Here is a 12,297-nt window from a genome sequence, read left to right on the forward strand (position 1 = left end):
TTGGACTTTTCTCAAGGGCAGGCCACAAAAGATGCCGCTTCAAAGCCGTCACCAGCGACCTGCAAAACCTCCCTGAAATACCCGATGGTCTCCTGCAGGCCTGTTTCAAGGGACACGCGCGGCTGCCAGTCCAGTGCCCGGCGGGCCCGTTCGATACAGGGCCTGCGGCGCCCGGGGTCAGCGGCTGCCGGCGGCAGAAAATGGATTGGGGCGTCGCTGCCGGTCAGGTGCAATACCAGCCTGGCCAGGTCGATCACCTTCATTTCCCGGGGGTTGCCAAGGTTGAATACCGGCAGATGCACCGCCGGCAGCGCCATGAGACGCAACAGGGCTTCCACCGTGTCGCTGACAAAACAGAAGGAGCGGGTCTGGGAACCATCGCCGTAGACAGTCAGGGGGCGGCCGCTCAGAGCGCTGACGATGAAATTGGACACCACCCGGCCGTCGTCCCGATGCATGAAGGGACCGTAGGTGTTGAACAGACGGGCAATCCGGACCGAGCAACCCCGTTTGTGATATTCATAACACAGGGTTTCGGCCAGGCGCTTGCCTTCATCGTAACAGGCCCGCTCGGTCAAGGTTCCCACGTTGCCATGGTACTGTTCCGGTTGCGGATGAACCTCGGGATCGCCGTACACTTCCGAAGTGGACGCATGCACCAGTTGCGCGCCCTGGCGCAGCGCCGCCGACAGCAGGTTGCGCACGCCAAGAGTGCAGGCTTCGATGGTTTCCAGCGCCAGACGCTGATAGTGCGGAGGCGAAGCCGGACAGGCCAGATTGAAGGCGGCGTCAAACGCGACATCCAGCGGTTCGCTAATATCCGCCTCCACAAAGTGAAATTGCGGAAAACCCAGCACATCCTCAAGGTTGGACAGAAACCCTGTCGACAGATTGTCGACACAGACAACCTCGTGACCCTGCACGAGAAGCCTGCGAACCAGATGTGAACCGATAAACCCGGCACCGCCCGCCACCAATATCCGCGCCATCTCCCCTCCCTTTCTAATTTTCATCCGGGAACGGCCCTTTTCCGCCGTGGCGGCGTCAATCCGCAGGCTTGCTTGTGCGGCGTACCGATGTACACCTCCGCGCAACCCCTTGATTTCCTTGCCACAACGAAAAATGACTCGTTCCCCATATGAAAACCACGCTGTATCCATCCGGAGCTTCCGGATGGATACTTTCCAATATCATCCGCACATGGTTCCGGATCGGTTCATGATATAGACCCCGAACAGCCTGACAATTTGACTGTTATCGGTAAAATGAATGCGAAAAAGCCACCTTCTGAGCTGTTTCATCAGCTTTTTTGTAACAAAGGTCCTCCAAAGCAAAAAAACCGGAAACTGCCAGAAAAACCTGTAAAAGTCCGTAGTCCGAAGATATCGATAATAATCGAGCCAGAATTTATGCAGGTGGGTGTTTGGTTTTTTAAACCACAATGTCGATCGATCGGCATAATGTATCAGTCTCGGATTATTGGCACAATCATCAAAAAACTCATTGGCGTAAAACCTGTGCTGACAAAACCTCCCCCCATTTCGATAAACGATCTCCATGACATTCCAGGAAGGTTCAAGAAATTTCACTTTTTGAAAAAAAAGCATATTTAACAAATCCTGATCCTGAAAAGTCAAATGTTCTTCATATGTATTGATCAAGACTCTTATTTTTTCAAAAACGGATTCTTTTCTTATTTTCCGAAGATTCAACAACAGAACTCCGGAATTGAAATATCGGCAGTCGTCGGGAAGATCGAGTAAACCCTTTCGGGCATCCATCATGATATTCGGATCTTCCACAACAGCCGCATAATATCCAGTAACATCGATATTGAACAATTCACCTAAACAACATCTCGCAACGACATCACAATCAAGATATATGGCTTTGTCAATATTCGGTCTTAATTCATGAATAATGCAACGGTAGTAGCTTGCAACAGTGAAACGTTCCGAGATGGGAAAATCCTTGAAAAAATCGTTATCGACAACAATAAATTCGATTTCCGAATAAGGAAATTTTTTCACATGTTTTGTGATAACGGCCTTATTGCTCTCAGAAATCCCCCGTCAAGGACATGAAATCGAACAGGCCATTGGGAATGACGCAACACCGAGGCCATCGATACACAAAGATGCTGGGCATACCCGTCATCGCTGGCGTAGAAAACATCCATGCATTCCACGAGTGACTCCTGGTTTAAACAAAAAGCGGATCTCTCTATCAAAAACAAAACTTCATGAAGCTAGCGCTCCCCGCCGGCATCGTCAAGATTTCTAATCTCGCGACCAATCGTCCTGCCGCGCGCTGAAAACCGCCCAATGGCACTCATCCCCCCATTGAAAAAACCGGTACGAGATCTGCAATGACAGAGATGATCCATCGGCCGATGCGCATGCAAAGCGCTGCCAAGAGGCCAGGACAACTTCATTTCCGCAGACCTCGCAAAACGGCATTCATGTCAGGTTCCGGCAGGCTTGCAGGATCGCGCGGGGAGGCCTTGAGAGGACACTATGCCATACAAACGTTTTGTTGTTGAACTGGGGTACGGAGCGGACCTGCACGGCGCCGATCCGACCAAGGCGGCCAAAAGAGCGGTTAAAGACGCGATTTCCCGCAGTTGCCTGTGCGGCCTGTTCGATATCGTCGGCATCAAAGACCCCGACGAGATGCATATCGCGGTGAAAATCGGATGTCCGAAGGCCAACGAGATCGTCGCGGAAGAAGTTTTGGCCGAGATCCCCTTCGGATCCAGGGAATTTGAAGCGGTCGAAGGGGGCCTTTCGACCCGCGGCATCGAAGTGCCGGCCCTGGGTTGCGGAGACAATATCTTGGTGGCGGTCGCGTCTTTGACGGTTTCGGTGAATATCGATTGAGCCCGTTAGCGACAAGGCTGCGGGAAAAACGGCCTGTCGCCGCCTGGAGCCTCCTTGCGCGGTGGAATCATTCCTGCGACAACTGTTTCGTTGTTTAACAGGACACCTGTAACAACGCCGCCCCACAAATTTTTCCCGGGACTGCAAATCCGGCCCAATCGTGACGCTTCACCGTCAGTGGCGGCCAGGCCTAAGGGTTTCCGCATCGATGCATGAGCGGTGCATATCGACGGATCGCTTTCTCTGGCACGTCAGGACAGGGGAAGGGAGAGTCGTGCCCGGGTACCCCGACCGACCGCGCTTTCAACGGCGACCTGTCCGCCGTGGGCATGGATGATCGACTGCACCAGGCTCAGCCCGAGGCCGTTGCCGGGGGTTGAACGGCTCTGGTCACCCCGGAAAAAGCGGTCGTAGATCCGGGACAGGTCTTCCGCGGGAATGCCCGGTCCGTTATCGTCAATCTCCACGACAACGCTATGCTTCTCGAAAGAGGCGCTGACCTCGACCACGCCATCCGGCTGGGTAAATTTGATAGCGTTGTCGAGCAGATTGGCGAGCGCCCGCTGAAGACATCTCCGATCGCCATGCACAATCAGGGAAGCCTCGGCGATCCGGGTTTTCAGAACGATGCCCTTATCCTGCGCAACCGGGGAATACAGTTCCGCCACGTCCTGCACCATTTCCCGGATATCCACCGGCAGGTGAGCCAGGGGCCGCAATCCCGCATCCGTCTCGGCGATTTCCAGCATGATGTTGATCATGCCGACCAGGCGGTCGCACTCTTCCACAACCGCCCCCGCCATGTCGCGATACTCCTCCAGGCTCTGATTGCCGGTCAGGGTGGTTTCCGCCAGGCCGCGCATGCGGGTCACCGGACTGCGCAGATCGTGGGCCACATTGTTGGTGACGTTCTGCAGTTCGCTGATCAGGGACTGTATGCGGTCCTGCATGCGGTTGAAGCTGTACGTCAGATTACGAATTTCCTCGCTGCCGCCCTGCAAAACGATGCGTTGCGACAGGTCCCCGCGACTCATCTGGTCGGCGCCGCGCCGGACCCGCTGAATGCCGCTGAGGGAACTCTTCGCCGCATAAAAGCCGACCAGAATGCCTGCCAGCAGCATAACCGCAAAAGACAGGTAAAATACGCGGCGGAAGTCGCTCAGAAGCTGCTCGTCATCGCTGAGAATCTTGCCGAACTGCATGAGATGGCCGTCCCCGAGTTCCTGAAAAAAAATCCGCACCCGATCCGGATTTCCCGGGAGGTAGATGGTCTTGAAGCGCTCCCGGCGGGCCGCTTCCAGCTGCCGGGTATGTTGTGGCAGGCCCTGCCAGCGGCGGAGGTCCGAAGAGGCGACGACCTTGAATTCCGGCGAATAGACACGGATAAAAACATTCTCGTCGCCCTCGCCCTGCGTTTCGAGATATATTTCCCGCGCGAGGCCCTCCAGTCCGTTCTCCCGGTATATATCCACGCATTCACTGCCGTCGCCGCTGAATTCCGTATCGATGCGGTGCAGCAGATTGGTTTCCAGGTTGTTGTCGATCGTCTCGAAAACCGCCAGCGACAGCACGGCGAAAAGGAGGGTGTAGAAGAACGTCAGACGCGCGGCAAGAGTACGGAACATGCTAGGTTTTATCCTCGAGGAGATAGCCTGCCCCGCGCACGGTATGGATCAGCTTGCGGAACCGCGGCAGATCGACCTTGTCGCGCAGGCGGCAGATGCGGGATTCGACCACATTGCTTTCCGGGTCGAAGTTATAATCCCAGACGTGCTCCATGAGCATGGTTTTGGAAACCACCCGCCCTTCGTTGCGCATCAGGTAGGCCAGCAGCGAAAACTCCCGCTGCTGCAGTTCGATTTCAATACCTCCACGAAAAACCTTGCGCCGCACCAGATCCAGGGTCAGATCGGCGACGCTCAGGGTGGTCGGTTTCTCCTGGGCCTGGCTTCTGCGCAACAGGGCCTGGACGCGGGTCAGCAATTCGGTAAAAGCGAAGGGCTTGACCAGGTAGTCGTCGCCTCCGGTCTGCAGGCCACGGACCCGATCATCGACGGTTTTCTTGGCACTGAGAACCAGAATCGGCGTATTGATGCGCTGCTGGCGCAGCCGCTCGATCAGCGAAAGGCCATCCAGTTTGGGCAGCATGATATCGACCACGGCGACATCGTAACCACCGTTCTCCGCCATCAGCAGTCCTTCCATGCCGTCCACGGCACTGTCCACCACAAACCCGGCCTGGTTGAAACCTTTCCTGATGAACTGGGCGGTTCGCACATCGTCTTCCACCAGCAGTATCCGCATGGTCCTCCCCCGTGTTTCGGCCTCAATAAAAAGCGACGGGGAGCGGAGAACCGCTCCCCGGGTCCTATTTTAGGGCCTCTTGCCGGGGATTGCAAAGGGGGAATGGCGCAGGCGTGGCGCTCGCCAGAGATCTGTGGCGACATGCGCTCACTTTTTCCGGTTGCCGGTTTGGGCCAGCGCCCTGGAGTCGCTGTTCACCCGGACCTGCTCCAGGGAATGCTCGCCAAGGGCATACTGCTGGTTCCGGTAAGCCAGGCTCGGCCAGAGCGCGGTGGCGAGAGCATCCCTGACCAGTTCCGGATCCGGATGAACGACGGGCAGAAGCGTGCCGGCGCTGTAGGTAAACTGCCGGGATGGTTTGTCGGCCGCATGCACCACCACCTGGTCGCCAAGCATATAGGCATGGGTCGTTCCGTATTGCATGATGGCACGGCCGGGAAAATCCCCGGGAAGCTGCAACAGATCGTGCCCCGGCATGGGGTGCTCCGAATGCAGGCCCATCATTGACAAAAGGGTTGGCGCCAGATCGGCCTGACTGGCGATCTTACGGTATACGGCAGGCTCGACGCCTCCGCCCAGAATCAGGCCGGGGATATGGAAGTGCTCTATCGGAATCAGGCTGGGTCCCTTGACGACATCGTCGTGGTCAGCAACCACCAGAAACAGGGTATTGTCCCAGTATTTCGAGGCGCGGGCTTTGCGAAAAAACTCGCCCAGCGCGTAATCGGCATAACGGATCGCATTGGCAACTGTGCCTTTTCCCGCCGTCAGGTTTGCAGCCGGACTTTCCGGAAGGTCGTAGGGAGAGTGATTGGAAGAGGTGAAGACCAGGGCGAAGAAAGGATTGTCGTCATGGCGATCGAATTCCTCGTCGGCACGTTTGAACAGGTCACCGTCCGAAACCCCCCAGGTGCCCCGGAAATCCGGGGCCGGATAGTCGTTTTCATCGATCACCCGGTCAAACCCGTTGGCCAGAAGAAAGCCGCGCATGTTGTCGAAATGACTCTCCCCACCGTAGATGAAATCACTTTTGTAACCGGCGGTCTTCAATATGCGGGCGATGGTGAAAAAGTTGTTCTGCGACAGTCCCAGCTTCACCACGCTGCGCGACGGACTGGGATAAAAGCCGGTAACAACCGCTTCGATACCGCGTACCGAGCGGGTTCCCGTCGCATAAAGCTGCTTGAACCACAATCCTTGCCCGGCCAACTTATCCAGCTCAGGGGTATAGGGTCTGCCACCAAGGGCACCTACGTACTGCGCTCCCAGGCTCTCCTCCAGAATGATGACCAGATTCATCGGCCGCTGCCGCACAGCCAGGGGTTTTTGCCGATGCAGCGTGGGAATTTCGTCAGAGACGAAGGCGTCCGGGGGCAGCAGCATGCCGCGCCGAATGCGCTGTACGACTTCCTGCTGCGGCATTTTCGGGTAGATTCTGGTTTTGCCTGTCTCGTCCTTCAGACGATAGATCGCATAAAGCACCGAATAGGCGGAATTGAGACACAGTTCATTGACCAGGTGATCGCTGGAAAACGCCGCCGTACTGGGGTTGGCGGGGCGGTGATCGAAACTGTTGCGCCCACCGATCAGCAGCAGGCAAAGAATCAGAGGGAACACCACCAGGCGCTTGCCGAGGCTCCACTGCCGCACCGGCATGACAGACGGCCGGAAGATCCTGCGAACAGCGGCAGTCACCACCGCTGTCAACAGCAGCGCGATCAGTAGCTGAATTCTGAACCCGCCCCAGATGGTCAAGGCCACCTCTTTGGGATGATTGAGGTATTCGACAAACAGGCGGTTGGGGCGAAGATCGTACTGCAGGATAAAGGATGGGGTAGCCGCCTCCATGAACACCATAAAAACGATCCAGAAGGACAGCCATGCCGAGGCCAGTTTCTGCCAGAGTGACCCGCCGTTCAATTGCACCGGAAACAGAAACAGCCCTAAAGCGACCGGCACCAGCAGGTAGCAGAGCAGGATCATGTCCATGCGGATACCGTAACCGAGCACCTTCCAGAGTCCGTCGACGGCCTGTACCCGCGGCCATTGCCAGAGGACCATGCCCAGACGCGTCAAACTGAGCAGCGGTATGGCAACCGCCAGAAATTTCACCAGCGGACGCAGCGGTCCGACCACATCCAAAGCCGCGCAGCAGCAACGAGCGGGCAGTTTGGCTGTCCTGTCAAAGAACCTCGGTTCTGGCATGGCTATTTTCCCTCGAAATAGATGCTGCGGGAGATGCAAGCAACGATTTCCACCGGCCAAATTGTGCTACCCGACGGAATGGACCGTATTCTTTTCAGGAAAATAGCAAACCAAAGTGACCTCAAGATGACGGTAACATTACCATTTGGTCATCTTGGGCCAAAATCCGGGCAAGACGCACAGATGAATCGGGCTACAGAAAAAACCGGGGCGCTTTGGGCGTTCCGCACTGATCGTGGAGACGTTCCCGCAATGCCACGATGCCTGGCGGGTTCAGGGTGCGGGCGCCGGTTTTGCAGGCTTTGACACAGGCACAGCACCAGATGCAGCCCGCGGCATCGGTCGTCACCCTGGCGGCAACTCGGATCGCCCCCGCCGGACAAGCCGTCGCACATGCACCACACAGGGTGCATGCAGCGCTGTCGGTCTCCGGCGCCATCTTACCCGCTTTCATCCCTTCGCGGTAAGGGGTTTGGCCATCGATCATCGGCGTATCGAGGGCGCCGCGCGCGATTTTAGCCGCGACCCGTTCGCCGAAGACTGCAGCAAGTTTCAGGTCGTCCCCGTCGGGTCGGCCGGTGGCGATGGGCAGAGTCGAGGTGGAAAAGGAGTGCTCACCGATGAACGCGGCTGCGGCAATGACCTTGAAACCCTTTGCGGTTGCGACATCGCGCAGTTCGACGAGGGCATCCTCGAAGGCACGGTTGCCGTAAACCGCCACCAACACGGCAGGCACGCCGCACGAAGAAATACCTCGCAGGCGCCGCAGAAAAAGCTCCGGTACCCGGCCGGCGTACACCGGAACGCCGATGATCGCCGCGCCGTCCTTCAGTACGGCTTCAGGCATTGCGTCCGGCAGCGTCAGATCATAAGTCGTCGTCTGCCCCGCGCCCATGCCCCCGGCAATGCCGGTGACTGTTTTACGGGTGGTACCGGTCGGAGAAAAATAAATCAGGTGAAGCTTCGGCATGAACATTCCCTCCTGTTTTCGTTTTGGTTTATGCCATGATGCATTTTCTAAAGGCCGGCTCCCTGCACCCAGCCTCGTCAAAAATCACAGGTTTTCATCAAACATACGGATAAAACCTGGAAGGATCTTGCACCAGGCCGGCACATTATGGGAAGCTGAAACACGCATGCAACCCTACTATATCCTGAAAAAATCCGCAGGAGTACCAGGCATGGCCGGAATCTCGATCCAAGGGCAGGACATGACAAGCGATGTTGCAGGCCGCAAAAACACAACGCCTGTCGCCCGGAGCTGCTGTTGCGCCGGGGTGACCATTCTGGATCCTCCGGAAGAAATAAAGGTGCGCGAGACACGATTACGGGAAGGGCTCTGGCTGAGCACCGTGGATATCAGCCCCGCGGCCGGTATCCGCTTCCGCTACGAAAAGAGGCATGCTTGCATCGACTTCGGCATTGTTCTGGCCGGGGACATGCGCAACAGCTTCCGGGGTGCGTCACCCGCGAAAAGAGAAATATACAACAGCCCCGGCCAGGGAGGCATCGCCTTTTTGCCATATGCCGAGGGCGTTGTCGAAATCCCGGCGCAACGCAGCATGCGGATCCTGCATGTGCATATGGAGCGGCAGGCGCTGAGCGCTCTGCTGGAGGGCGAACAGGATCTGATCCCGGCCGACTTCCGGCGGGTTGTCGAAGGAACGGCGACCGAAGGTTATTTCTGCCAGGGCGAAATGGACCCGGCGGCCCGCATCGTCGCCTGCCAGCTCTCCAACGGCCCTTTGCCCGGCATGCCCGGCCGCCTGTTTCTGGAAGGCAAGGCACTGGAACTCATCTCCCTGCAGCTGGCCTGGCTCGGAACCTGCAAAGGGCGCGCGACCCACCGCACCGCCCTGCGTCCGGCGGACCGTGAGCGCCTTCTCACCGCCCGGGAAATCCTGCTGCGGGATCCGGCCTGTCCGCCGGCTTTGCCGGAGCTGGCCCGGCAGGTAGGCATGGGAGTGAACAGGCTGGGAGCCGGCTTCCGGGAGTTGTTCGGCACCACGGTATACGGCCAACTCCGGGAACACCAGATGCAGCAGGCCAGGCTGCTGTTCGAGCAGGGTGAACTGAACGTCAGCCAGGTAGCGTGGACCGTGGGCTATACCAACGTCAGTCATTTCAGCGCCGCCTTCAAAAAACGCTTCGGCGTGCTCCCCAAAACCTTCCTCAAATCCGCCCGGGTCAGCATCCCGCTTCCTTGATCCGCCTTTTTTCAGCAATGACGTATCTGCAAAACCTTGCCGGATAGCAATCCTCTTTTTTCTCCATTCACCTGCTCCGCCTGATCCTTCGGCCATTCCTGGCTCCTTTCAGGTTCCCGCCGCTTTCGCTTGCTGGAAAATCATACCTGCCGTCGATTCCGTTATCCGGGCAAAAACCGACGTGTGTCACGGGGCAGAAAAAGTGCCTCTCCGGGCAGAATAGGGCCACTGTGCGGCACTATACTCTGCTGACATCGGATATTTCATCCGGCGGAGCAACCCTTATTTTTCCCATGGCAAAAACAACGGAGCACACCATGAGCGAATCGGAAAACTCCCGCACCGGCACCCCTTCCGCACCCCAACAGCAACCTTGCATACCGCTTGACCCGATGCACAACGGCCATCCTGGAAGCAGGTCTTCGGAACCGTACCTGGACAAAAACGCCATCCTCGAAGCCTTGGCAATCCGACCCGGCCAGATCATCGTGGACGCAGGCTGCGGCAGCGGCTATATGACAAGGCTGTTCGCCCGCGCTCTGGGTGGCGCGGGCCGTGTCTATGCCATCGACCGGACGGCGCCGGAAATATCGGATGACGAGGAAACGCCCGCGAGCGCCGTCATTTATCCGTTAACAGCCGACATTACCACCGTCATTCCCCTGCCGTCCGGGTTTGTCGATCTGATCTACTTATCCAACGTGTTTCATATCTTTTCCGAAGACCAGGTGGGGGATTCAATCGGCAGGTGCGGCGTCTGCTGAAGCCGGGCGGCCGCCTGGCCATTGTGGATTTGGTTAAGCGACCAACGCCCATCGGCCCTCCCCTGGACATGCGCCGGTCGCCGCAAGAACTGCAGGGACTGATCGACCTGGCGCCCGCCGGCCTGTTCGAAGTTGGAGAGTACTTCTACCTGCAGCTTTTTGGAAAGAAAGATTAGGTATATGAATAACCTGAAAAACCTTCTGATCAATTTTGCCATTCGTCATTACCGTCTGGCCACCGCAGGCGTGTTGATGTTGACCCTGGCGGCCGGTGTGTTTTTGCCGCAGGTCACGATCGATACCGACCCCGAGAACATGCTGGCGCACAGCGAACCGGCGCGGATCTTTCACAACCAGACAAAAAAACGCTTTGATCTGTGCGATACCGTGGTGCTGGGTATTGTCAACGAGCAACACCCGGACGGTGTGTTCAACCCGGCCACCCTGCGGCGTATTGACGAATTGACCGCTTTCGCCAAAACCCTGCGCTGGCCGGATGCAGACCATCCAGACCGCACCGTCGGGGTCATCGAGGTGGACATGATCGCGCCGTCCCTGGTCGATCACATCAGTCAGGGCGGATCAGGCACGCTACGCTTCGACTGGCTCATGGCTCATCCGCCGCGCACCCGGCAAGAAGCGCTGGCCCTGCGGAACAGGGCCCTTTCCAACCCGCTGCTGCTCAAACACATGGTGTCCGGGGACGGCAAGGCCATCTGCCTCTATCTGCCCCTGACGGACAAGCTGCTCAGCTACCGGGTCTATACCGAGCTCAACAAAAAAATCGCTCGGATGGGTGGCAACGAGTCCTACCACATCACCGGCCTGCCGGTGGCCGAGGGCGCCTGCAAGGGGAGTTGTATGCCGGCAACGATTGGCTGGAAGGTAAGTACAAAGGGGATGTGTGGGGTGACGCTGTAACAAACAGCATCGAATACGACACGCGCGAGGCCTGGGTCTTTTTGCGTCCGTATGGCGCCGTGGACATCAAGTTGGGCCGGCAGGTGCTGACCTGGGGCACCGGGGAACTGGTGTTTCTCAACGATCTGTTTCCCAAGGATTGGCAGTCCTTTTTTATAGGCCGGGATGCCGAGTATCTCAAGGCACCGTCCGACGCCGTCAAGATCAGCCTGTTTTCCAGTCTGGCGAATGTGGATGTGGTCTACACGCCGCGGTTCGATGCGGATCGTTACATCACCGGGCGCTATGTTTCCCATTGGGATGGCAGCCTCGGCAGCCTCACGGGTCGGAACGCCAACGCATCCACCGACCGGCCCGATCGCTGGTGGCGGGACGACGAACTCGCCCTGCGTATCTACGGCAATATCGGCGGCAGCGAATACGCATTTTACGGTTATCGGGGGTTCTGGAAAAGTCCGGCCGGCCAAACATCGGCCGGTACCAAGCGATTTCCAGCACTGGATGTCTACGGCGCCAGTGTGCGCGGCGCCGTCACCGGCGGCATCAGCAACGCCGAAATCGCCTGGTACCGCTCACGCGAGGACCAGAGCGGCAGAGATCCGGCAGTCAGAAATTCCGAGTTGCGCTATCTGCTCGGCTATGCGCGGGAGATAGGCCGGGATCTTACAGCCAGCCTGCAGTATTACGTCGAGCACATGCTGCATCACGCCCGCTATCGCTCCGGCGTTTCCGACAGCGAAGCTGGTGACCAGTTCCGGCATGTGGTCACGTTGCAATGCACCAAACTGCTGATGGACCAAAACCTGGAACTGTCCTTGTCCGCCTACCTGTCGCCCAGCGACCGGGACGCCTATCTGCGCCCGCTGGCACGTTACAAATATAGCGATCACCTTACCATGAGCCTGGGAGCCAACATCTTTGTCGGCGACTGTCATCACACTTTTTTTGCCCAGTTCGAGAAGAATACAAATATTTACCTGGCGATTCGTCACAGTTTCTGAACGGCCGGATGCGCTG

At 57.6% G+C, this 12,297-nt stretch carries 12 protein-coding genes; 6 read left to right on the forward strand and 6 right to left on the reverse strand.

The genetic code is table 11. The annotated features are described in order from the left end of the window. Positions 1-11 precede the first annotated feature (11 nt). Positions 12-1,013 (reverse strand): UDP-glucuronic acid decarboxylase family protein, encoded by a 1,002-nt coding sequence (locus A6070_RS12610; RefSeq protein WP_072287999.1) that lies wholly within the window; start codon positions 1,011-1,013, stop codon positions 12-14. Positions 1,014-1,190: 177 nt separating this feature from the next. Beyond that, positions 1,191-2,030, reverse strand: a complete 840-nt coding sequence (locus A6070_RS12615) for a glycosyltransferase family 8 protein (protein WP_072502098.1) — start codon at positions 2,028-2,030, stop codon at positions 1,191-1,193. A gap of 486 nt (positions 2,031-2,516) precedes the next feature. Between A6070_RS12615 and A6070_RS12620 the strand changes: the two genes are divergently transcribed. Then, a complete protein-coding gene (locus tag A6070_RS12620; RefSeq protein WP_072286101.1) occupies positions 2,517-2,879 on the forward strand; it encodes a Lin0512 family protein in 363 nt (120 codons plus the stop codon). Positions 2,880-3,130: 251 nt separating this feature from the next. Here the strand turns inward: A6070_RS12620 and A6070_RS12625 are convergent, their stop codons facing one another. The 4 genes from A6070_RS12625 to A6070_RS12640 all read right to left on the reverse strand — a co-directional run bounded on the left by A6070_RS12625 (position 3,131) and on the right by A6070_RS12640 (position 8,358). Then, complete coding sequence (locus A6070_RS12625) at positions 3,131-4,504, reverse strand: sensor histidine kinase (protein ID WP_072286102.1); 1,374 nt, start codon at positions 4,502-4,504, stop codon at positions 3,131-3,133. Position 4,505: 1 nt separating this feature from the next. Then, a complete protein-coding gene (locus A6070_RS12630; protein WP_072286104.1) occupies positions 4,506-5,183 on the reverse strand; it encodes a response regulator in 678 nt (225 codons plus the stop codon). A gap of 147 nt (positions 5,184-5,330) precedes the next feature. Continuing rightward, the gene (locus A6070_RS12635; protein WP_072286105.1) at positions 5,331-7,388 is read right to left on the reverse strand and encodes an LTA synthase family protein; all 2,058 of its coding nucleotides are present in this window, start codon (positions 7,386-7,388) and stop codon (positions 5,331-5,333) included. A gap of 193 nt (positions 7,389-7,581) precedes the next feature. After that, positions 7,582-8,358, reverse strand: a complete 777-nt coding sequence (locus A6070_RS12640) for a 4Fe-4S binding protein (protein WP_072288000.1) — start codon at positions 8,356-8,358, stop codon at positions 7,582-7,584. 211 nt (positions 8,359-8,569) lie between these two features. Here A6070_RS12640 and A6070_RS12645 point away from each other — a divergent pair, with 211 nt between their 5' ends. The 5 genes from A6070_RS12645 (at position 8,570) to A6070_RS12665 (ending at position 12,281) form a co-directional block, all read left to right on the forward strand. After that, a complete protein-coding gene (locus A6070_RS12645; RefSeq protein ID WP_072286107.1) occupies positions 8,570-9,595 on the forward strand; it encodes a helix-turn-helix transcriptional regulator in 1,026 nt (341 codons plus the stop codon). A 317-nt stretch (positions 9,596-9,912) separates the two neighbouring features. Next, the gene (locus A6070_RS12650; RefSeq protein WP_072502099.1) at positions 9,913-10,359 is read left to right on the forward strand and encodes a class I SAM-dependent methyltransferase; all 447 of its coding nucleotides are present in this window, start codon (positions 9,913-9,915) and stop codon (positions 10,357-10,359) included. Next, the gene (locus A6070_RS12655; RefSeq protein ID WP_072502100.1) at positions 10,344-10,535 is read left to right on the forward strand and encodes a hypothetical protein; all 192 of its coding nucleotides are present in this window, start codon (positions 10,344-10,346) and stop codon (positions 10,533-10,535) included. Before A6070_RS12650 ends, A6070_RS12655 begins: the two co-directional genes overlap by 16 nt. A 4-nt stretch (positions 10,536-10,539) precedes the next feature. Further along, positions 10,540-11,280, forward strand: coding sequence for an RND transporter family protein (locus tag A6070_RS12660; protein ID WP_072286108.1), 741 nt, complete (start codon positions 10,540-10,542; stop codon positions 11,278-11,280). Then, positions 11,262-12,281, forward strand: a complete 1,020-nt coding sequence (locus A6070_RS12665; RefSeq protein WP_072286110.1) for a hypothetical protein — start codon at positions 11,262-11,264, stop codon at positions 12,279-12,281. The genes A6070_RS12660 and A6070_RS12665 overlap by 19 nt, the downstream gene beginning before the upstream one ends. Positions 12,282-12,297 lie beyond the last annotated feature (16 nt).

Origin of the sequence: Syntrophotalea acetylenica, assembly GCF_001888165.1 — a bacterium.
Taxonomy (GTDB): Bacteria; Desulfobacterota; Desulfuromonadia; order Desulfuromonadales; family Syntrophotaleaceae; genus Syntrophotalea; species Syntrophotalea acetylenica.